This window comes from Streptomyces sp. NPDC057617 (genome assembly GCF_042800555.1).
Lineage (GTDB): Bacteria > Actinomycetota > Actinomycetes > Streptomycetales > Streptomycetaceae > Streptomyces.
This window is the reverse complement of sequence record NZ_JBHVGV010000013.1, coordinates 42,579-64,651: the sequence shown is the minus strand read 5'-3', so window position 1 is coordinate 64,651 and position 22,073 is coordinate 42,579. Positions and strand designations below refer to the sequence as shown.

17 protein-coding genes are annotated in these 22,073 nt (G+C 69.6%); 6 read left to right on the top strand and 11 right to left on the bottom strand.

Features of this window, described 5'->3' with window-relative positions:
• Window positions 1–198: 198 nt before the first annotated feature.
• The 7 genes from ACFU9P_RS28000 to katG all read right to left on the bottom strand — a co-directional run bounded on the left by ACFU9P_RS28000 (window position 199) and on the right by katG (window position 10,430).
• Window positions 199–801, bottom strand: a complete 603-nt coding sequence (locus ACFU9P_RS28000; protein WP_376381279.1) for a Pycsar system effector family protein — start codon at window positions 799–801, stop codon at window positions 199–201.
• Window positions 801–1,976, bottom strand: a complete 1,176-nt coding sequence (locus tag ACFU9P_RS27995) for a hypothetical protein (protein WP_384085952.1) — start codon at window positions 1,974–1,976, stop codon at window positions 801–803. The genes ACFU9P_RS28000 and ACFU9P_RS27995 overlap by 1 nt, the downstream gene beginning before the upstream one ends.
• On the bottom strand, window positions 1,969–4,518 hold the full coding sequence (locus ACFU9P_RS27990) for a hypothetical protein (protein WP_384085949.1): 2,550 nt from the start codon (window positions 4,516–4,518) through the stop codon (window positions 1,969–1,971). The genes ACFU9P_RS27995 and ACFU9P_RS27990 overlap by 8 nt, the downstream gene beginning before the upstream one ends.
• A 5-nt stretch (window positions 4,519–4,523) precedes the next feature.
• Window positions 4,524–5,453: a hypothetical protein gene (locus ACFU9P_RS27985; RefSeq protein WP_384085946.1), complete on the bottom strand. Its 930-nt coding sequence runs from the start codon at window positions 5,451–5,453 to the stop codon at window positions 4,524–4,526.
• 62 nt (window positions 5,454–5,515) lie between these two features.
• Window positions 5,516–6,247: a Crp/Fnr family transcriptional regulator gene (locus ACFU9P_RS27980; RefSeq protein WP_376381268.1), complete on the bottom strand. Its 732-nt coding sequence runs from the start codon at window positions 6,245–6,247 to the stop codon at window positions 5,516–5,518.
• 412 nt (window positions 6,248–6,659) lie between these two features.
• A complete protein-coding gene (locus tag ACFU9P_RS27975) occupies window positions 6,660–8,069 on the bottom strand; it encodes a DNA-binding protein (RefSeq protein WP_384085944.1) in 1,410 nt (469 codons plus the stop codon).
• A gap of 132 nt (window positions 8,070–8,201) precedes the next feature.
• Entirely contained in the window at window positions 8,202–10,430 is a 2,229-nt protein-coding gene (katG, locus tag ACFU9P_RS27970; protein WP_384085941.1) for a catalase/peroxidase HPI, read from the bottom strand.
• Between the two features lie 265 nt (window positions 10,431–10,695).
• On the opposite strand from katG, the gene ACFU9P_RS27965 reads away from it, so the two are divergent.
• From ACFU9P_RS27965 to ACFU9P_RS27945, 5 genes are all read left to right on the top strand, one after another.
• On the top strand, window positions 10,696–11,106 hold the full coding sequence (locus tag ACFU9P_RS27965) for a Fur family transcriptional regulator (protein WP_376381260.1): 411 nt from the start codon (window positions 10,696–10,698) through the stop codon (window positions 11,104–11,106).
• Window positions 11,107–11,318: 212 nt separating this feature from the next.
• Window positions 11,319–12,125, top strand: coding sequence for a polyprenyl diphosphate synthase (uppS, locus tag ACFU9P_RS27960; RefSeq protein WP_384086371.1), 807 nt, complete (start codon window positions 11,319–11,321; stop codon window positions 12,123–12,125).
• Window positions 12,122–13,597 (top strand): oxygenase MpaB family protein, encoded by a 1,476-nt coding sequence (locus tag ACFU9P_RS27955; protein ID WP_384085936.1) that lies wholly within the window; start codon window positions 12,122–12,124, stop codon window positions 13,595–13,597. The genes uppS and ACFU9P_RS27955 overlap by 4 nt, the downstream gene beginning before the upstream one ends.
• A 209-nt stretch (window positions 13,598–13,806) precedes the next feature.
• A complete protein-coding gene (locus ACFU9P_RS27950) occupies window positions 13,807–15,441 on the top strand; it encodes an SDR family oxidoreductase (RefSeq protein ID WP_384086368.1) in 1,635 nt (544 codons plus the stop codon).
• Window positions 15,442–15,453: 12 nt separating this feature from the next.
• A complete protein-coding gene (locus ACFU9P_RS27945) occupies window positions 15,454–16,719 on the top strand; it encodes a cryptochrome/photolyase family protein (protein ID WP_384085933.1) in 1,266 nt (421 codons plus the stop codon).
• 31 nt (window positions 16,720–16,750) lie between these two features.
• Here ACFU9P_RS27945 and ACFU9P_RS27940 read toward each other — a convergent pair whose 3' ends face one another.
• From ACFU9P_RS27940 to ACFU9P_RS27930, 3 genes are all read right to left on the bottom strand, one after another.
• Window positions 16,751–17,617, bottom strand: coding sequence for a fumarylacetoacetate hydrolase family protein (locus tag ACFU9P_RS27940; RefSeq protein ID WP_376381251.1), 867 nt, complete (start codon window positions 17,615–17,617; stop codon window positions 16,751–16,753).
• A gap of 139 nt (window positions 17,618–17,756) precedes the next feature.
• On the bottom strand, window positions 17,757–18,497 hold the full coding sequence (locus ACFU9P_RS27935; protein ID WP_384085930.1) for a hypothetical protein: 741 nt from the start codon (window positions 18,495–18,497) through the stop codon (window positions 17,757–17,759).
• Between the two features lie 120 nt (window positions 18,498–18,617).
• A complete protein-coding gene (locus tag ACFU9P_RS27930) occupies window positions 18,618–19,328 on the bottom strand; it encodes an SDR family oxidoreductase (protein ID WP_384085927.1) in 711 nt (236 codons plus the stop codon).
• Window positions 19,329–19,496: 168 nt separating this feature from the next.
• Between ACFU9P_RS27930 and ACFU9P_RS27925 the strand changes: the two genes are divergently transcribed.
• Window positions 19,497–20,129, top strand: a complete 633-nt coding sequence (locus tag ACFU9P_RS27925; protein WP_384085924.1) for a TetR/AcrR family transcriptional regulator — start codon at window positions 19,497–19,499, stop codon at window positions 20,127–20,129.
• A 547-nt stretch (window positions 20,130–20,676) separates the two neighbouring features.
• On the opposite strand, the gene ACFU9P_RS27920 is transcribed toward ACFU9P_RS27925, so the two are convergent.
• Window positions 20,677–21,663 (bottom strand): hypothetical protein, encoded by a 987-nt coding sequence (locus ACFU9P_RS27920; protein ID WP_384085921.1) that lies wholly within the window; start codon window positions 21,661–21,663, stop codon window positions 20,677–20,679.
• Window positions 21,664–22,073 lie beyond the last annotated feature (410 nt).

Genomic DNA, 22,073 nt, shown 5'->3' with positions numbered 1-22,073 from the left:
GTGTCGGACGGTCCGGCCGGCGGTGTGCCCAGCGATGTGCCCAGCGCTGTGTACGGCGCTGTGTACGGCGGTGTGCCCAGCGGTGTGGCCCGCTCCTTCTTGCCCGGCGTCTTTCGCTGACTGTTCCCACGGCCCGTCCCCTTTGTGTTTCGTCTCTGCGTCGTGTGCGTAGTGGCGCGCCGCCGGTGACGGCGCGGGTCAGAGCGCGGTCAGACTCCACGCCAGTGCCAGTGCCGCCGAAGGGGCCAGCGCGCCCGCCCCCCAGCGGATGGCCCGGTATTTGGCGGACAGGATCGAGCTGACGTCCACGGCCTGGACCAGCAGCCAGCGGGCCGGATCGCGCCCGGCGTCGGTGACCTCGGCGGACAGCCGCGCCATGTCACCGGGGGTCAGCAGGTCGCCGAAGAACGTCACCCCGTCGCGGGTGCGGACCGTGCCGGTACGGGGCAACAGCGCCCGTACCAGCGCGACCACCGCTATCCCCCAGAGCACGCCCGCGACGGCCAGGGTGACGTCGGCCGGCCCGTCCCACTCCGGTACGCCGTGCCGGCCGATCAGGAACGCGGGCAGTGCCAGCGCTCCCGAGAGCAGGACGGCGGCCTTCGAGTCGGCCCGGCCGAGGTCCTCCCTGACCGTGTTGAGCAGCCGTTCCGCGATGCGCTCACCGGCGGACACGCGTTCCCCCGGTGCCGCGCACTCGCGTGTTGTGCACTCCCCCGCCCGGCCGTGCCCGTGCAGACCCCCGTCCGGCACCGGCACGACCGGGTCGGGGGAGGTCCCCGCGCCCCCGTCGCCCGCCATCAGTCCTCCTCCGCCCAGGCCCATCCGTCGTCCCTGCCACGGCCGCGGCGGCGCGGCGCCTCCGGTACGGCGTCCTCGACCGGCCGTGAGTCCTCGACCGGCCGCGCGTCCTCCACCGGGGCCTCTCGCAGGTCGGGCCGTGAGTCCTCGCGCGGGTCCGGCCGGTGCCCCGGCCGGGAGGGCGGTTCGTCCGACACCCAGTCCGGGGTGAACGGTTCGGGCTCGCTTCTGGAGCGCTCCAGCCGCGGGGTGTCCCGGCGCGCCGGCAGCGAACCGATGGGCCCGTCGACGCGGTGGCGGCCCTGGTTGAGCAGCTCAAGCGCCTGGGTCTCCACGTCGGTGGACTGGATCTGGCCGCTGGCGACCATGTCGAAGAGCCGCTCGACGCGCTCCTTCTCGTCCTGCCTGCCCTCCTGGCGGATCTTCTCCAGGAAGTCCTTGGCCGCGCCGGGGTCGGCCGCCAGCATGTAGCTGAGCTGCTCCAGCTCCCCGCCGCGCAGCATCGACCGGAAGGTGTCCTGGTGCACCCGGGTCACCTCGGCCGAGGCCTGCGCGTCCCGGACGCTGTCCATGTGGTGGATCGTCCTGTCGTCCACCCGGAGGCGTACGTACAGCCGTACCCGCAGGCCCAGTTCGGAGCCCAGGTCGTCCCACCGCCCGCTCGCGCAGTAGCGGGTGATGGCGCGGTCGGCCTGCTCGGCGTGCGCCACCGGGAACTCCGAGGAGATCTCGCGCAGCCGCTCCAGCACCGGCGCGGTGAGCCGCTGGGCCACATCGGTCACCACCTCGACGGCCGCGAGATGGGGATCGGTCACGGTCCAGTGGATGTCCACCTCGGCCTTGAAGAACGTGGTGCCGCCCGCGGCCGGCAGCTCCATCTGGAGCGTCGCCACAAAGGTGCCCAGGGCGATCTCGCAGACGGTGGCCGGCCGGGCCAGCGCCCGCTTCCCGTAGTGCTGGGTCCCGGAGACGGTGGCCACGCTGTGGCCGCCGTTCCGGTAGAACACCACCAGGGCCGTACGGGTGTTCGCCTGCGGGAACGGGCCCGGGGCCGTGTGCTCCCGCAGGTACGGACCCGGGTGCTGCGGGCCGGCGGCCCCGTTCCCCGGGCCCGCTCCCCCGTTCCCGGGCCCGGCGGGCATCCTCGTGTAACCGGCGCCCTGGTCCTCAGCCATGCCTTTCCTCCCTGCCCCTCCGGTCCCGCGACGGGACGGCGAGCCACCAGAGGGAGCGCGCCTGCGCGTCGGGGAGCGGATTCTCCGGATCGTTCATCATTCGGCGCAGCAGCCAGTCCAGCCGCCGCCGGTCGGGCTCCTCGGCCGCCAGCGCGGGCAGCAGCGCCGCAAGGCCCTGCCGCGTCCACTCGGCGCCGTCCTTGCGCACGGCCGTCCGCAGCAAGGCCTCCAGCGCGTCCATCGCCACATCTCTCGACCGCGCGGTGTTCAGCGCGGTCCACAGCAAGTCGGCCATCGGGCGCACGAGTTCGGGGCGCGTCGCGGCCAGCGCGAGCAGCAGCGGCCAGTCGCCGCGCCCGCCCAGCGGCGCGTCCGGCTCGTCGTCCAGCACCTCGGACACCCGGGTCGCCGCCAGCCGGACGGTGGTCACCAGACCGAGGTCCTGGTACGCCTCCTGCTTGTGGTGGGTCCAGGCGGCCATCCGCCGTACCACCGCCGCGGGGTCCGGCAGCGCGAGCAGCCGTACGACATTGAGCGAGGCGACCGCGAGCTGCTCCCCTTTGTCGCGGATCCCGATCCTGGCCAGGGCGTCGAGGGTGTCGTCGGTGGTGGCCGCGGCGTTCCCGTACCCCAGTGCCATCGCAGCGGTCCAGCGCAGCGACTTCGCCCCGTACACGCTCCAGTCGCCGACCAGCTTGTGCACCGCCCTGCGGTGCGAGGCATGGCCGGCCGCCTGGTCCAGCGTGGTGGCCGCGAAGATCCGCCGGCGCGGGGTGGCGGCCTCCGCGAGGGGCCGGATCAGCTCCGCGTAACCGTGCTCGAAGTCCCGTACGCACAGCTCACCGGCGGCCACCGCGGCGCGCATCCACACCTGGGGGCGCGGATCGTCCGCCAGCAGCCGCAGCCAGCGCACGACCGGTGCCCGTACGGGGAAGTGCCGGTCCCAGACCTCGGTCAGCACGGCGGCGGGCAGGGCGGACCCGCGGTACCAGATGAGCTGGGCGTCCACCTCCGCACCGGCCACCTCGACCCGGCCCTTGCTCAGTTCGGCGCGTGAGAGCGCCAGATCGGAGTCCGGGTCGTCACAGAACAGCGGGCGGGCCGGGGTGTTGTCCGGATCGCTCTGTACGGACAGTTCCCAGGTCAGCAGATGGGCGGCGGAGGCGACGACGCTGTGCGAGGCCCCGCCCAGCACGGCGAGCGCGATACGGAACGCCACCGGGTGGAACAGGGCCGCCGTACCCGGCCGCGCCGCGCTCCCCCTCGTACCCGTGGCTGTGAGTGTGTCCGTACCGGCCGGCAGTGCGACGGTCAGTGCCCGGTCCACCCCGGCGAACCACTCCTGGGCCTGGCCCGCGGCGAGGCTCCGGCAGCCGGACAGCAGCTCCTCGTGGGAGATGTCCTCCAGCAGGTGCCCGGCCAGCAGCGACGCGAACAGCTCGGCCTCGGCGGGGCGCAGATCGTTCAGGCCGACCGCGTCCCGGATCTCGGTCCTGTCCGCCAACTCCTCGGCGCGGGCCAGCAGTTCGTCCAGTCGGGGGGCACCGTCCGGGGCCTCGGCGACATGCTCCTCCAGGCGTTCCCGCAGCCGGGTGGTGAGGAGTTCCTGGGTGGGCGCGGGCGGGCAGAGCATGCCGTACCGCCCGGCCAGCAGCGGGTTGGCCGCCGACCCGACCGTCACGACGACGACGGCGAAGGAACCGCGGGCGTCGAGGGCCGCGGCCAGCCCGTCGAGGTCCATGGCGTCGGGCGGCAGCGAACCGGGCTCGGTGAGGGGGAGTTCGAGGAGGTAGCCGGTGGCGGGCCGGGCCTCCCGGTTTTCAGTGGCGAGGGAGTCGGCGAGCCGCCGTACTCCGCCCACAGGGTCGACCCGCTCCACGCGGGGGCCGGGCGCGGGGTCCGCGCCGGCGCCTGTTGTGGGCGCGGCGACCTGCTTGGTGACCTCGTCGAGGAGGGAGAGCGCGGTGCTGGTACGGCCGGTGCCGGGCGCGGCACCGAGCACCAGCAGCCGCCGTGCGGTGAGCGCCTTGCGCAGCCGTAAGTACCCCTCGGGCTCCACATGGATGCGGCGGAGCCTGCGCAGTTCCTCCTCCGGTACGGGCCCGCTGCGCATCCTCGTACCGGACTGGCGGGCGTCCATCCGCACATGGATGTCGCCGATGTGGGCGCTCCGGATGGTCGAGTGCTGGAAGCTGTTGTGGTCCCGGCCGGTGGCGAACAGCGTCCGGGTGGCGCGGCGGGTCCGCTCGGCGGCGCCGAGGTCGGTGGGGCCGTCGTCGTCCTGCTCCTCGGAGAGGGGATCGCGGGTGAACTCCTTGAAGCGGCCCGCGGCGAGCTCCCGTTCCTGCTCGCGCTCCCTCTCCTTCTCTTTCTCCTTGTCCTTCTCCGAGGCGTCGCTGTCGGAGGAGCCCGCGTCGCCGTCCGCCTTGCCGTCGTTCTTGCCGTCGTTCCTGGGCGGCCGGTCGTCGCCGGGCCGGTCGTCCCTGGCGTCGTTCTGGGGTGCGCGGTCGGGGGAGTCGCCCGCCTGCTGGTCGTCGGCCACGTCGCTCAGTCCTTCCGCGGCCGGGGGGTGCCGGTGATCCGTCCGATGTGGACGGGCTGGTGGTACTCGTTGTTGGTGTGCTGGGACATGTCGCCGTGGACGATGTACTGAGCGTCGGAGGTGTCCGACGGGACGTCATCCGCATCGGTGGCTTTGGCCTCCGCGCCATCCGCGCCATCCGTGCCGGGCGCCGGGGCCTCCGGCTTCTCCGCCGTACGCGAAGCCGTTCGTGCAGCCGTCCCCGTCCCCGTCCCGGCGGCGGGCGGCGGACCGTCGTCCGCCGCCGGGATCTCCGGAGCGGACCGCCCGGGCAGCTGGCACCAGCCGGTGACCTCGCCCTCCTTGAGGTCCAGCCGGGCCGGCGAGTAGCGCTCGGGCTCGATGAACTTGCCGCCGCCGCTGACCACGTCCTCGTACAGCGAATTGGAGACCACGAGTACGAGGTCGGCCTGCTCGGCGTCGAGCAGCCGCCGCGCGACAGGGGCGTCGGCCAGCCGGCACGCGAGGTCTACGGCCCGTCCGCTGATGCCCTTGGTGTCGTACCGGACCGGGCCGACATGCATGCCCACGCGCAGCCCCAGCGGTATGCGCAGGGCGCGGTTCTCGTCCCGCAGTTTCTCGTGCACCTCGACCATCCACAGGCCGAGCAGCCGGGTCACCGGGATCCGGCCGGCCACCGACATCAGCACACCGTCGCCGCGGTCCTCCATGTGGACGGCGTCGCGCGCCACCTTCGCGTGGGCGAGCGCCGTCTCCACGACCCGGTAGATCCGGGCGCGCATCCGCGGCTTGTCCACATCGTCGTACGCCCCGGAACGCCGGGCGTCGACCATGATCACCACCTCGTACCGCGCTTCGGCGACATCCATCGCGCCGTGGTCCACGTCCACCCCGAGCCCCCAGTCCTTCTCCGCCTTGCCCGCTTGCCGTCCCACCTCAGCTTCCGGCCCGGGACGAAGGGCCGTCTGTAGCCGTTTACACACGACAGGGCGGGGATCTACTCGTGATGCTCCTGATGACCGTCGGCGAGGAGGGCGAGCAGCGCGGGGTCGAGGATCTCGATCTTCCGGGTGCCGGTACGGACGATCTGCTGGCTGCGCAGCAGCCGCAGCGCCTTGGCGACGGCCTCCCGGGTGGCGCCGACGGTCGCGGCCAGTTCGTCCTGGGCGAGATGGACGACGGTGCCCGGGTGCGAGGTGCCCGGCGCGGAGGGGAGGGCGGAGGGGGTGTACGGGCCGGAGGGCTCGGCCCGCGACAGCTCGGTCAGCCGGCTGGCCAGACGCTGAAGGACCGTCAGGGAGGCGAGCGCGGACCGCTCCTGGTCGGCGCTGCGGAGCCGGAAGGTGAGCTGCCGTATCACCAGACCACTGACCCGGGGGTGCAGCGCGAGAAACCGGCGGAACGCGTCCCCGGATATGACCTGCGCCTCGATCGGGCCCAGCGCCCGTACGGTGGCGCTGCGCGGATGGCTGTCCAACGCGGCCATCTCACCGAGCAGTTCACCGGGGCCGCGCAGTCCGAGTATCAGCCGGGTGGCACCGCGGTCCGTCGCCACGGAGACGGTCACCCACCCCTGAAGTATGATCATGACGTGAGTGGACCGGTCGCCCTCCGTCAGGAGATGGGCGTCGGCCTCGTAGTGCTTCCGGTTCCCGAGAGCCATGACGCTCTCGTTCTCCCGCGGTGTCAGCGCACGCGCAAACGCCAGCTCATTGCCGAGCAGCCCCATGGCCACTCCCCCCACGGCAGTCCGTACGGCCCAATCTGGAATGGCGTTGATGTTCGCAGAGTGACCCTCTGGTTCGAGCAAAACGCGCCAAGTAATCAAAACCGGCCGGTAAGGAAGGAACCGCCAGGTGAACGCCCCTGGGGCGCCGCACCCTTGTCACACCTTCCCCACCCGCACCACCACACGGGCCCTCCGGCGTGCACGTTCCGGCCGCACACCCGACGATGATCCTCAGGTCAGGCCTTACATCGGGCGAACCGGGCGCATCGACACGGGTGGCCGGGCACAGCAGGCCGATTTGGCGCAAACTCGGGTTTCCGCCGTTGACATGCCGATTCAGGCCCTATGAAGAGGAGTTGACCCTTCCGCAACGCCCCGTTATGGGGGCGTTGCGGGCGACGGCACGTACCGGTCAGGCGCCGAGCAGGCGTGTGAGGTCTTCCAGGGGGATACGGGCGCGGGGGTCGGCGGTGCCGGCGTCGATGGTGATGCCTTCGGCTCGTAGGACGTCTTCCGGGGTTTCCGTGCGGGTGGGGTCGGGCCAGCGGAAGCCTGAGCTGACGCGTCCTGAGGCGGTGAGGACGCGCCAGGGGTTGGGGCACGTGGAGCAGCTCGCGAGGTGGGTGCCGACCGGTACGGCGTGGCTGCCGATGGCGGTGGCGACGTCTCCGTACGTGGTCCACCGCCCGGAAGGGACGTTCTCCAGCAGGGTGTGCAAGTCCGTCCAGTCCTTGCGCGAGCCGCCGCTGCCGCCGATCTGTCTGGCGAGCCGTACGAGGTCCAGGCCCGCCAGGGCCGCCCACTCACCGGGGTCGACGCCGTCCGGGACGTGGTCCGTGTCCACGTCCCACCAGGTCGTGCCCTGGATGCCGTCCGCGGTGCGGCCGGTCACCGACGTGAAGATGTGGTTGGCGAGGCCCGTTGGCGAGTACGCGCTTCCATCGGCCTGCCAGAGCAGTGGTTTGGCGGTGTTGTTGGACCAGACGGCTGTCGTACGGCCGTCCTCCTCCCGCGCCCAGGCGGCGATGGCGTCGCGGATGGACTCCGGCGCGCCGTGCCGCGGTACGAGCCGCAGTCTGGTGCCGTCCGGCAACAGCCCGGCGCCGACGAGGACATGGACGGCGTTCTGCGCCCGGGCGCGTTCCTCGATCTTCCGGGCGGCCGCCTCCGACTCGACCCGCGCCGGGGCGAGGGTGAACTCCTCGACCTCCGGCGTCGGATAGACCTTGGTGAAGCCGGCGACGAGCTGCCCCTCCACCCGCCAGAGGCTCACCTGGACCAGATCGATGTCCAGGTTCATTTCCGACAGCCATACGACGGTGTGGGTCACCTGCTTGGGAAAGTCCGCGGCGATGATCACCTGCCGTGGCCGCAGCAGCAGTTCGGGGCTCCAGTCACCGTCCACATGCCCGCGCAGCCGCTGCCGGCACTCGTCCAGTCCGACGGACTCGCCGCGGCTCGCCAGGAAGTCCCGGTGCGCCTGGGCGAGTGTGTCGAGGTCGAACCGGGAGACCAGGGCGGCGTACGTGATGGCCTGGAGGTGTACGTCCCCGTCGGCCGTGCTGCGCTTCAGCTCCACGACCACGAGGCGTCCGGTCGCGTCCAAGCCCAGAACGTCCAGCCGGTCCCGCGCGGGGACCCCGTCCGTGTCGGCCCAGCGGTCGAACTCCGCGGTGATGACCAGCACGGAACTCCCCAGCACCTGTGGATGGGCGATCACCCACTCCTGCAGATGCTGCCGCTCAAGCAGCCCCTCCGTGGCCAGGCTGGTCCGTACGACCGCCGCCGCCGACCGGCCCGCCACAGCGAAAAGATGATCCATGCCGCCCCCCCGTATACGCGCTGCCCCGTCTGCGCTGCCCCACGATAAGGGTCCCGACGGCAAAGGCCCCGACGGCAAAGGCCCCGGCCGGCGAACCGGTCGGGGCCCTCATGAACCGTCCGTACGTCGTGATCAGACGAGGTCGAACCGGTCCAGGTTCGCGACCTTGTTCCACGCCGCGACGAAGTCGCTCACGAACTTCTCCTTCGCGTCATCGCTCGCGTAGACCTCCGCGAGCGCGCGCAGCTCGGAGTTCGACCCGAAGACGAGGTCGGCGCGGCTGGCCGTCCACTTCGTCTCGCCGGTCGCGGCGTCGCTGCCCTCGAACGTGTTCGCGTCCTCGGACGTCGCCTTCCACGTCGTACCCAGGTCGAGCAGGTTGACGAAGAAGTCGTTGGTCAGCGCGCCCGGCTGGTCCGTGAGGACGCCGAGCTTCGAGCCGTCGTAGTTCGCACCCAGTACGCGCAGTCCGCCGACCAGGACGGTCAGCTCGGGGGCGCTCAGGGTCAGCAGGTTCGCGCGGTCGATCAGCAGGTACTCGGCCGGCAGCCGGTTGCCCTTGCCGGTGTAGTTGCGGAAGCCGTCCGAGGACGGTTCGAGCGCGGCGAACGACTCCGCGTCGGTGTGCTCGTCCGTGGCGTCGACGCGGCCCGCGGTGAACGGCACCTCGATGTCGAAGCCCGCGTCCTTGGCGGCCTTCTCGACCGCGGCGGCGCCGCCGAGCACGATCAGGTCGGCCAGCGAGACCTTCGCGGCGCCCGCGCCGGAGTTGAACTCCTGCTGGATGCCCTCCAGCGTACGCAGCACACCCGCCAGCTCGCCCGGGTTGTTGACCTCCCAGTTGAGCTGCGGCTCCAGGCGGATACGGGCACCGTTGGCGCCGCCGCGCTTGTCACTGGCACGGAAGGTCGAGGCCGACGCCCACGCGGTGGTGACCAACTGGGCGACGCTCAGACCGGATTCGAGGATCTTCGCCTTGAGGGCGGTGATGTCCGCGGCGCCGATCGTCCCGTACTCCGCCTCGGGCAGCGGGTCCTGCCACAGCAGGGTCTCCGCCGGCACCTCGGGGCCGAGCAGCAGCGACTTGGGGCCCATGTCGCGGTGGGTCAGCTTGTACCAGGCCCGCGCGAACGCGTCGGCGAACTCCGCGGGGTTCTCGTGGAACCGGCGGGCGATCGGCTCGTACACCGGGTCGAAGCGCAGCGCCAGGTCGGTGGTGAGCATGGACGGCGCGATTTTCTTCGAGGCGTCGTGCGCGTGCGGGACGGTGCCCTCGCCGGCGCCGTCCTTCGGCTTCCACTGGTTGGCGCCGGCCGGGCTCTTGGTCAGCTCCCACTCGTAGCCGAAGAGGTTGTTGAAGAAGCCGTTGCCCCACTGGGTGGGCGTGCTGGTCCAGGTCACCTCAAGGCCGGAGGTGATGGTGTCCGCGCCCTTGCCCGTACCGAAGCTGTTCTTCCAGCCGAAGCCCTGTTCCTCGATCGAGGCGGCCTCCGGGTCGGGACCGACGTTGTCCGCCGGGCCCGCGCCGTGCGTCTTGCCGAAGGTGTGGCCGCCCGCGATCAGGGCCACGGTCTCCTCGTCGTTCATCGCCATCCGGCGGAACGTCTCCCGGATGTCGCGGGCCGCGGCGAGCGGGTCGGGGGTGCCGTTCGGGCCCTCGGGGTTGACGTAGATGAGGCCCATCTGGACCGCGCCGAGGGGGTTCTCCAGCTCGCGGTCACCGGTGTAGCGCTCGTCGCCGAGCCACGTGGACTCGGGACCCCAGTAGACGTCCTCCTCGGGCTCCCAGACGTCCGCGCGGCCGCCGGCGAAGCCGAAGGTCTCGAAGCCCATCGACTCCAGGGCGACGTTGCCGGCGAGAATCATGAGGTCGGCCCACGAGAGGCTCTGGCCGTACTTCTTCTTGACCGGCCAGAGCAGACGACGGGCCTTGTCGAGGTTCCCGTTGTCCGGCCAGCTGTTGAGGGGCGCGAAGCGCTGCTGGCCGGCTCCGGCGCCGCCGCGGCCGTCGCTGATCCGGTAGGTGCCGGCGCTGTGCCACGCCATCCGGATGATGAACGGGCCGTAGTGGCCGAAGTCGGCCGGCCACCAGTCCTGCGAGGTCGTCAGCACCTCCGCGATGTCCTGCTTCACGGCCGGGAGGTCGAGGGCCTTGAACGCCTCGGCGTAGTCGAACTCCTCGCCGAGCGGGTTGGCCACGGCCGGGTTCTTGGCGAGGATTTTGAGGTTGAGCCGCTCCGGCCACCACTCGCGGTTTCCGCCGCCCTGAGTCGGGTGCGGGGCGCGCCCGTGCGCGACCGGGCAGCCACCCCCGCTCTCCGTCTTCGCGTCTATGTCGATTGCATCATGGTTCTCAGACATGGAAATCCTTCCGGACCAGGCGGGTCACGGTGTTCAGGAAATGCGGGCGCTGGAACAGCCGGGGCATGTCCGTCGAACCGGGCCGGCCGGCCGGCCGTGCTGAAGGTTCCTGTCCGAGTCTTCCCTGTCCCTTGGCTGTCGCCGGAACCGATCCTACGATGGACGGAGTCCAAGTCAAGAAGTGCACTAAAAGTATATTCGCTTAGAATCCGGACGTACGCTGATAAACTTCAGGCGTCCCACAAACCTCAATAGGTGAACCGACATGAGTGACCTGCTGGAGCGACTGCGCGGGCGTGGCTGGCGGATGACCGCCCAGCGGCGCGTTGTCGCGCAGGTCCTCGACGGCGACCACGTACATCTCACGGCCGACGAGGTGCACGCCCTCGCGGCGGAGCGGCTGCCCGAGATCTCCCGGGCGACCGTCTACAACACCCTGGGCGAACTGGTCTCCCTCGGCGAGGTCCTGGAGGTCTCCAGCGAGGGCCGCGCCAAGCGCTACGACCCCAACGCGCACCATCCGCACCAGCACTTGGTGTGCTCCAGCTGCGGCACGATCCGCGATGTCCACCCGACCGGCAACCCGCTGGCCGACCTGCCGGCGGAGGAACGGTTCGGCTTTACGGTGTCCGAGGTCGAGGTCACGTACCGGGGGCTGTGCCCGGCCTGCGGCTAGGGCGCGTTCGGGAGCAGCAGCAGCGCAGTCCAGGCACGTCACGCGTTTGCGTGGTCGTGAGATCGGACAGACGTACTGCGGGTGAATGCGCAGAGATAGCGGTGTGCCCGGGACGACGTACCGGCACCCTGCTGAGGGGCGATCCGAGCGGCGCCCGCGGTGGGGGACTGTGTCGTGACGGCCGGGGGGCACATGTGACGGTTGAACGAGCCATGGGCGCTGCTGCCTTGTCGGTGGGGGATGCGGACGCGGATGCGCATACACATGCGCGTCGCCCGGCCGCCGAGGACCGGCCGCCGCCGAGCGTGCCGCGTCACGTCGCATGCGTGATGGACGGGAACGGCCGGTGGGCGGCACGGCGGTCCTTACCCCGTACGTCGGGCCACCGGGCGGCCGAGGCAACGGTGATCGACGTCATCGAGGCGGCACGGACGGCCGGGGTCGAGTGGCTGAGCCTGTACGCGTTCTCCACCGAGAACTGGCAACGCCCGGGCAACGAGGTCGACTTCCTGATGCGGCTGGTGCGCCGTGTCGTACGCAAACACGCCCCGCTGCTGTACGCGCGGGGCATCCGCTGCCGCTTCCTCGGCGTGACGGACCCGAGGATCCCCCCGGCGCTGGCCCGGGACTTCGCCGACCTGATGACGCTGACCAGCACGAACCGGGGCATGACGCTGACCGTGGCGTTCGATCACGGCGGACGCAGGGACATCGTCGAGGCGGCACGGTCCCTCATCCGCAGCGGGGTTTCGGCCGATGCCGTCGACGAGCGGCAGTTCGCCGCTCATCTGCCCTTTCCGGACACGCCCGATGTGGATCTCGTCATCCGGACCTCCGGCGAGCAGCGCATCTCCAACTTCATGCTCTGGCAAGTGGCCTACGCCGAGTGGATCTTCCCGCCGGTGCTCTGGCCCGACTTCCGCGCGCCGCACTTCCTGGAGTGCCTGCACACCTACCAGCAACGCAGCCGCCGCTTCGGCGGCGTGACGCCGAAGGCGAACGGAGAACCTCCCCAGTGACCGACACGGGCAGCAACCCAACTCCCGAAACGCAGCCAGGACACCTGTTCGGCCCGGACTCGCAGTTCCACCGGTTCTTCAACGACCCGCGCTGGGCACTGGCCATGGTCCGGGCCACCGTACTGGAAGCCGCCCACCCGCAGATCGGCGCGGCCCTGATCGACAACTCGACGTTTGTGATGCACCCCTGGCGACGGCTGCGCAATACGCTCGTGAGCCTCCAGCGCATGTTCGGCGCCGACGACGACGTACGGCAGAGGGAGGCGGCGCGCCTCAACCGCCTCCACACGCGCCTGAACGGCACCGACGCACAGAACCGGCCCTACGACGCGATGGACCCCCAGGTCCGCGCCTGGGTCGTCGCGACGCTGTTCGAGAGTTCCGTCACCATGTGCCGCTTGAGCGGACAGCCGCTCAAGCAGAGCGCCATGGAGCAGTTGTACGCCGAATTCCAGGCCTTCCTCGCGGCCCTGGGGGATCAGGCCGGCCATCTGCCGCCCACCCTGAAGGAGTTCTGGCAGTACTACGACCACACGGTCGAGACGGAGTTGGAGAACACCGAGGCGCTGCGCATCATCCTCTACAAGTTGTTCGACCATCTCCCGGCGCCGCCTCTGCTGAGCGGTCTGCCCACCGTATGGGCGGCCGGCCGCACGCTGGCCGGCCCGGTCATCGGTACGGTCACCGTGGCGTCCCTCCCGGAACCCTTCCGTCGGCGGGCGGGCCTGCCCGAGATCCCCGGCGCTCAGACGCTGATGCACGGTGCGTACATGGCCGCCGGCCTGGCGCGCTTCCTGCCCGAAGGCTGGATCGAGACAGAAGCCCTCACCGACCTGCTGTATCTCTCCCCGGACAGCGACGACCCCCGGGCCGCGACGATCGCGGCACTGCACAGCCGTATGAAACGGGCCGGCGCCCTGTTCAGGCTGGTCACGCCCTTTCCCGCACAGCCCGGCTTCGCTGAGGAAGCCGAGGAAGCCGAAAAACCCGCGCCGCGGCGGAGCGCCGAGGAGTTCTTCGACGCGGTACTGGACCAGACCGGCGACGGCCACCTGGACTGGCCCGATCTCGCCGCCATGGCACGGGAGTTGTCCACCCGGCTGGACCTGGACGAACCGGAGGAGACGCGGCTCTACAACGCATACGCCGAGTGGTGGAAGGAACTCCAGTCGGCCCTCGACACCGACGGCGACGGCCGCATCAGCAAACAGGAATACGCCGCCGCCGTCCCGTCCCTGGCCGGGCCCGCCCTGATCCGAGTCGCCGAGGTCCTCTTCGAGGCCACCGACAAGAACGGCGACCAGCGCATCGACGCGACCGAGCACCGAACCCTGTTCCGAACCGCCTTCCACCGCACCCCGGCCGCCACGGACGAGAGCTACTCCCGCAGCGCGTTCGTACAGGACTTCCTGTCCTTCATGTCGGGCCGCCGCCACTCGACCGCGTACGACCCGCTGCTCGCCGAGGCGTAAGCCCTGCTGAGGCGTGAGTCTCGCTGAGGCGTAAGTCTCGCCGAGGCGGGTGAGGGGGCGACAGCGGTGCGGCCGGCGGAGTTGCGCCGGCCGCGTGCGGGCCGAAGCATGGGGAGCGGGGAACGACGTCCGTGGAGGGACATGACGTTCCGTGTGACGTTCCGTGTGCCACCGGCCCGCAGCCGCCGTACCACTTCCGCGCGGTCGGCATGACCGGCGACGACCAGCCGCTGCGCTGTCTGGTCACCGGTGCCACCGGATACATCGGCGGCAGGCTGGTGCCGGAGCTGCTGGCGGCCGGGCATTCGGTGCGCTGCCTGGCCCGCTCCCCGGACAAGCTGCGTGATCACCTGTGGGCCCGGCGGACGGAGACCGCGCGCGGGGACGCGACGGACGAGGTGTCCGTGCGCGCGGCGATGGAGGGCATGGATGTCGCGTACTACCTCGTGCACGCGCTGGGCACCGGACGCGATTTCGAGGAGACGGACAGACGGGCGGCCAGGATCTTCGGCGAGCAGGCGCGTGCCGCGGGCGTACGGCGGATCGTCTACCTCGGAGGTCTGAGCCCTTCAGGGGTGCCCGAGCGCTCGTTGTCGCCCCATCTGCGTTCCCGCGCCGAAGTGGGACACATCCTTCTCGCCTCTGGGGTGCCCACCGCGGTGCTGCGGGCGGCCGTGATCATCGGGTCGGGTTCGGCCTCGTTCGAGATGCTGCGTTACCTCACCGAACGGCTGCCCGTGATGGTGACTCCGAGCTGGGTGCGTACCCGTACGCAGCCGATCGCCGTCCGTGACGTGCTCCGGCTGCTCGTGGGGTGCGCCCGGCTCCCGTACGGCGTGAGCCGCGCCTTCGACATCGGCGGACCGGACGTCGTCACCTACCAGGACATGATGCGGCGGTACGCGGAGGCGGCGCGCCTCTCACGGCGGGTGATTCTCCCCGTTCCGCTGCTCACTCCCCGGTTGTCCAGCCTGTGGGTCGGTCTGGTCACACCTGTGCCGGGGGCGATCGCACGGCCGCTGGTCGAGTCGCTGAGGCACACGGTGGTCTGCACGGAGCGGGACATCGTGCGCTACGTCCAGGAGCCGCCGGAGGGACCCGTGGGTCTGGACCGCGCGATCCGGCTGGCCCTCCAGCGCGTCCGGGGCGCAGATGTGGCCACCCGCTGGTCCTCCGCGTCCACCCCGCGCGCGCCGAGCGATCCGCTGCCGACCGATCCCGACTGGGCCGGCGGCAGCCTCTACATGGATCACCGTGAGCGCACGGTCGCCGCGTCGCCGCAGGCTCTGTGGCGCGTGGTGGAGGGCATCGGCGGTGAGAACGGCTGGTACTCCTCGCCGCTGGCCTGGTCCCTGAGGGGGTGGCTGGACACATTGGCGGGCGGTGTCGGCCTGCGCAGGGGCCGCCGCGACGCGACCCGACTGAGGGTCGGGGACAGCCTGGACTTCTGGCGTGTGGAGGAGATCGAGCCGGGACGGCTGCTCCGGCTCAGAGCCGAGATGCGGCTGCCTGGCCTGGCCTGGCTGGAGATGACCGTGGACCGGGATCCGCGGGGGCGGACGGTGTACGGGCAGCGCGCCCTGTTCCATCCGCACGGCCTCGCCGGACACGCGTACTGGTGGGGTGTCGCCCCGTTCCACGCGGCGGTTTTCGGCGGTATGGCCCGTAACATCGCGGCCGCGGCGGAGTCCGCTGCTGAGTCAGCCGTGGCGGAGTCGACGGCTGCCGGGTCCGGCGGGGCCGAGTCGGCGGCTGCCGGATCCCCGGCTGACGGGTCCCAGGCTGCCGGGTCCGGTCCGGCTGGGTCCGGTCCGGCTGGGTCCGGTCCGGCCGGTGGGCGCTGAGGGGAGCAGGCCATGCGTGTCTCGGTCGCCTTGTTCACCGCGGACCTGCGGGTGCACGACAATCCGGTCCTGCGGGCCGCCCTGCGGGAAGCGGAACGCGTGGTGCCGCTCTTCGTCGTCGACACCGGGATCAGCCGAACGGGATTCGCCGTGCCGAACCGGGCGGCCTTCCTCGCCGACAGCCTGGCCGACCTCGACACGGCGCTCCGTGCCCGGGGCGGCCGTCTGGTGGTGCGTACCGGTGACGTGGTCGAGGAGACCTGCCGGGTGGCGGCGGAGACCGGGGCCGGAACGGTCCATGTCGCTGGCGGGGCGAGCCGCTACGCGGTACGGCGCGAGGACCGGCTGCGCGCGGCGCTGGCGGCAGACCGGCGCGGGCTGCGGGTCCACGACGCCTCGGTGACGGCCGTACCGCCGGGGGCGCTGGTCCCCGCAGGCAAGGACCACTTCGCGGTCTTCACCCCGTACTTCCGCAGGTGGGAGGGTTTCTCCGTACGCGGCGTCCTTCCGGCTCCGGCCAGGGTGCCGGTGGCCGAGGTGCGTCTGGCCGGGCTGCGCTCGGCTGAGGTGCACTCTGCCGGGCTGCCGCGCGCGGAGTCCCTCGCGCCGGGACCCGTGTCGCCGGGGCTGCCCGTCGGCGGGGAGTCCGACGGGCGCCGAAGGCTGCGGTCGTGGCTGGCCGGTCCCCTGGCGCGGTACGCGGACCTGCACGACGATCTCGCCGCCGACGCGACCTCCAGGCTCTCCCCCTACCTGCATTTCGGCTGCCTGTCCCCGGTCGAGCTGCTGGACCGGGTCCGCGCGCACGGCGGTCCCGGGGCGCACGCCTTCGTCCGCCAGCTCGCGTGGCGGGACTTCCACCACCAGGTCCTGGCCGCCCGCCCCGACGCGGCCCGGCACGACTACCGCCCCCGGCACGACCGCTGGCGCCGGAACGCCGAGGAGATCAGGGCCTGGCAGGAGGGCCGCACGGGATACCCGGTCGTCGACGCGGCCATGCGGCAGCTCCGGTACGAGGGGTGGATGCCGGGCCGCGCCCGTCTGCTGACGGCGAGCTTCCTCACCAAGACGCTGTGCGCGGACTGGCGGGTGGGGGCCGGGTACTTCCTGGAGCTGCTGGTGGACGGCGATATCGCGAACAACCAGCTCAACTGGCAGTGGATGGCCGGAACCGGTACCGACACCCGGCCGAACCGCGTCCTCAACCCCCTCGTCCAGGCCCGGCGGTTCGACCCGGGCGGGGAGTACGTACGCCGATGGCTCCCCGAACCGCACTAGTGGCCGGGAACCTCGCTAGTACCGAACCTCGCTAGTAGCCGGCCGGTTGGTGAGGTTCGTCGATGACCGGATTCTCCAGGGCTCCGATCTTTTCGATCTCTACGCGCACGGTGTCGCCCGCCTTGAGGTACATGCCGGGCCGGTGCCACGCGATGCCGCTCGGGGTGCCGGTGGCCAGTACGTCTCCGACCTCCAGAGTGAACGCACTGGAGAGGTAGGCGACCTGCTCGTACAGATCGAAGAGCATGTCCGCCGTGTGTCCGTCCTGGCGCAGGTCGCCACTGACGTACGTACGCAACCGCAGATCGAGCGGGTCACCGATCTCATCGGGGGTGACGATCCACGGACCGATCGGGCCGTGTGTGTCGAACGATTTGCTGACCACCATGCCCGGCTCAAGGGTCTGCCAATCGCGCACGCTGACGTCGTCGATGATGGTGAATCCCGCGACTACGTCCAGCACCGCCTTCTTCTCGTTCGGGACGTCCTTGCACCGCTTGCCGATCACCAGACCGAGTTCGCCCTCGTAGTCGACCTCGTCCGGCGCGATCGCCGGGATCCAGATCGGATCGCCGGGTCCGATGACGGAGGTCTGCTGCTTGTTGAACCATGCCTGGCGGGTCGGCCGGTCCATGTGGGTCTCTTCAAGATGAGCGGCGTAGTTGTAGCCGATGGCGAGAAACTTGGGCGGCCTGGGGACCGGAGCGCACAGCTTCACCTCCGACAGGGGCAGCCTCGGGGCCGATTTGGTGGCGGTCGACACCTCTCTCGGGTCGCGCTCCAGCAGTTCGATCATCGTCGCCAACGACGGATCGGCCGCTGTCAGGTCCACCACCTCGTCACCGTCGATGAAACCGACATGCTGTCCAGCACCGGCCTCGAATGTCGCGAGTTTCATCGCCGCACCCTCCTCAGCGTGGCCCTTCGACCGGCTTCAGCCGATCCGAGGCATACCACCTTCAATTACGCCGTAGGTGTTAATATCCGGCAACTCGGAACAGCCGCGGAGGGTTGCCCCTCCTCAACTTCTCAACTCCTCAACCGACGTGGATGTCGGAGTAGTCCAGCGTGATGAGGGGGTCGGCGAGCAGGCCCGGCCCGCCGGGGTCGGGGACGAAGACGCGGCGGCGGGTGGGGAAGACCAATCCCGAGAACTCCTGGTGGCCGTCGATCATGTGCACCGCGGGAATGCCGCCTGTCACCCGCGGCGCGTAGTCCATGCGACGCTGCAGGCCGTGCTCGTCGTAGTAGAAGGTCTGGTTCTTGGTGTGGACCGTGATGTCGTCCGGGAAGGTGACGCCGAGGCGTCGCCACCCGCCGCTGAGGCCGGGCCGCGGGTCCAGGGCCGGCTGCTCCGGTGCCAGGTCCCGGACCCGCACGCCCGGCAGGGTCAGCAGATAGGGGGCTGTGAGGTAGTTCCAGGTGGCGTAGCCGACGAAGTACAGGGCGTGCAGCATGTCCCAGGGGGTGTCCGTCCTGAACCCGTCGAATGAGGCGAAGGGGTCGCGGCGCTCCTTCACCGTGCGCTCGTCCTCGTCCACGATCGACACGTGGTCAGGGGTGAAGATGCCCCGCAGCCCGGCCTCGGTGTAGTCGTGGAGGACAGTACGCTGCGTGCCGAAGTCGACCGTGACCTCATGGCTGCCGAGGACGCCGGGCACCTGGTGCAGGGACCACATGGGCCCGCCGATGCGCGACACCGCCGTCACTGCCGTGACCTTGCTCCAGCGTTCCTTGCCGCCGTGAGCTTCCAGTACGAGATCCAGAAGATGTGTCACTGTCGCGTCCTTCTGTTGATGGGGCGCCGAAGTCACAAGCCGACTGCGCTCGTTGGGGTCGCGGGCGGCACCCCGGTGGTGCGGCTGGGCTGTGGTGGTGCCGGCCGGACTGCGGTGGCCTCAGGCCTGTGCGAACTGCGGGTAGAGGGCTTCGACACCGAGCGAGAGTCCTGCCTTGATCTGTTGGGGGAACGCGTCGGCGACCACTTCCAGTTGGCCCCTCTCGACGCCTTCGAGAGCGATCTTGGCGATGTCGGCCGGGTCGGCCTTCTCGACGCCGTCCAGGCCGGCGATCATGTCGGTGTCCATGTAGCCGACATGCAGTGCCGTCACCTGGGTCTTCTGGCCGGCCAGCTCCACGCGCAGGGAGTTGGTGACGGACCATTCGGCGGCCTTGGCCGCGCAGTACGCCGCCTGGTACGGAACCGACGCCCAGGACAGTACGGACAGGACGTTGAGGATCGCCCCGCCCCCGTTGCGGGCGAGGGTCGGCACGAAGGCGCGGGTCACGTCGAGGGTGCCGAGCACGTGGGTGTCGTACTCAAGGCGGTACGTGTCGAGGTCGCCCTCCAGGACGCTGGTGGGCGTGAGGATTCCGGCGTTGTTGATCAGCAGGGTGACGTCCTGCGCCTGCTCGGCGGCGGCGAGGACCGAAGCGTGGTCGGTGATGTCGAGCCGCACCGGGACAGCGCCTTCGGCCGTGACAGTGCGCGGATCGCGGGCCGCCGCGTACACCTTGCTCGCGCCGGCTTCGAGAAGGGCGCGGACGAACTGGGCGCCGAGGCCGCGGTTGCCGCCGGTCACGAAGGCGACGGAGTCGTTGAGAGCCATGAGCTGGGCTTCTTCCTGTCCGGAGGATGGAGGGGATTTCCGTGAGGAACGGCCTGGCCGCGCTGTGGCACGACCGGGGCACAACGAGAAACCGATCGGTTTCCTGCCTTGCAGCCACTGTAAACCGATCGGTTTCCACTGTCGAGTTCGCCAGGTAACCTCAATGCCATGACCATCGACAAGGCCGCATCCGACGTGGTGCCCGAGGCCCCGGAGGCATCCGCCAATGGTGAGGCATCCGTCAATGCCTCACAGCGGGAACGGCTCCTGAACGCCGCGGTCGACCTCTTCTACCGCCACGGCGTCGGCGTGGGCGCCAATGCGCTCTGCAGGAGCGCCGGGATCTCCAAGAAGTCGATGTACCAGCTCTTCGACAGCAAGGACGCCCTGCTCGTGGCCGCACTGGAACGCCGCGCACTCGCTGACGCGGCCTTCCTGCTGCCTCCGCCCGATTTCAGCCCGAGCCCCCGCGCCCGGCTGCTCCATGTCTTCCGGCAACTGGAAGAGTTCGCCCGGTCACCGGACTACAGGGGCTGCGCCTACCTGGCGCCACAGGTGGAACTCAAGGACTCCGCCCACCCCGCAAGCATCGTGGCAGCCCGCATCAAGCACTACCTGGAGAGCTTCTTCCGCACCGAGGCGGAGCGCGGAAACGCCACCGACCCCGACCTCCTCACCCGCCAGCTCGCCATCCTCTACGACGGCGCGAGCACCCGCGCCGGCATCGGCGCGGACAACCTCCAGGGCCTGGCCGCCACCACCGCCGAGACCCTCATCCAAGCCGCCGGCATCACGGACTGACCAAGCGTCCTTGGCCTCGGAAGCGAAGAGACGCGACGGAGCCGACCGTTGCCCCCAACACGCTCTCCAACTGTTCGTGCTGGCGTCCCGGGAACTTCAGGGGTGTCCTGACCTGCGGCGGAGAGTTCAACGGCATGGGATCGGACCGGACAGAGGTGAATGCAACTAGAACTGCAACGACGGCAAGGACACTGCTCAGCGCCGGGGGATAAGCGAGGCTGAGATCACCTGCCGGGGATCCGTCTCGCCGCGATGGCGAACCGGGCGCATACGGACGCTTTCGCTGCGGCTAGCGGGCGGATGGGGGCAGTTTGCCGAGGGTGGACGATTGGGGCGGAGAAGGTCCGTGGTTACCAGGTGCCAGGTGCCAGGTGGCTTTGACTTCGGCGCCGGTGGCCCCGACAAGTCTTGGCGTATCCGTTGTGGAAGCGAAACGCGACGGGCGTCAATTCGCCGGCGTGGCCGGGTTGGCCTGCTGCTGTCAACGAGTTCGACGAACCACCGGCAGAGGCATGGGCCATCCTGACCATAATCCGTCGAATTTCTATTAACCGACGATATGGGAAGCTCCATTCTCCACGTCATCGGGATGCAATATGGAGTCTTGGATGCCCAGCATGTGCATGAGTGACTTGACTGAAACCACCCTGCTATTACCAATCCAGAGCACGCGAAAGGGAAGGGATCCCTTCCCGGCTCTCCTTGACGCTTGTGATTCCGAGAAGCCAACGATATTGGCCGCTTCCTTAAAGCTTATATACTGCGGCAGGAGGTCGGAAAATCGATAGTAAAGATTCCTCCCATCGACCCAGGATCGCCCGACCTGCGCAGGGGTAATAGTAGGAGCATGTGCCTCATTGCGGCAGCCATCTCGGATTTCACCGTGTAGGCGGTTCGCCTGGTCCATGGCGCCCATTCGTTGCAGCAGGGACCCTATTCGCTCACCGCGAATTCTCTCATCGGCGTCCGGATCCCTTACTGCGCCAGTGTCGATAATTGACGACGCACGTAGCGTGGAGTCACCCACGTGGGTGCCCTCTGAAATCCAAAACTCCACACTATCCGTACATGTCTCTGAGGATCCGGCGTCCACTAGGCTGCGAGCGCGGGCGAAGGCGCGAGTCATCATGGTATCTCGCAACTTCTTGGAAGTTGCACCGTCTGCCGTAGAAGACCACGCCTCGAGGAGTCCTTCTATCATCGCAGACCTGATGTCAGAAATTTCATAATGCCACTTTCGTGCCAGATCCTTCGACCATCCCTCGAGGTATGGGGTTAGTAAATCCAATACGATCATCAGCCATTTCTCTCGTTCCTGTTCATCGCCTTCTCTTGCAAGGGTGACTACTGACTCCCAGAGGCGCAGGCTTGCTGTGGGTTTCTTGCGATTTAGGCGAACTTGCCTGCGGAATGTCTGATACGTTGGATGCTTCTTGATTGCGCAAATCTGAACGTCACCCACGTGTGTGCAAATGGGCTCCCCGCCGCATTTGCGCAGGATTTGTTCGGTGATGATAGCGAAAACATTGGACATGATTTCCCCTCATGCAGCAGATCTGGCCTGAGAAAAATCATGAGGGGGGTCTGTTGCTCTCTCGCCCTTTCCGCTCAGATCCGACCCAATCGAGTGAACCTATGTTTGACTGCAAGATGTGGGGATTGGCATGAGGCAGTCGAACCCGATAGACGGCTCTGTCCGGGCTACAGGGCGGGAGCTTGTGAATGGCCAGTCTGTCGGGACACTTTGATCAGAAGCGCCGCTCCCGGAGAGTTGATCTGCGGCTAGTCAAGCGGTGCACCCGCGGCGGAGGTCCCTACGCAGTAGGCGAATCCGCTGCATCGCCTCCGTCAGCACGGTGGGGTGGTCGGCGATCGTGTTAGCGCCGGCATTGCCGAACTGCAGCAGCATGGCCAGGGACTCCTGAGTGTTCGCGCACCAGGCAG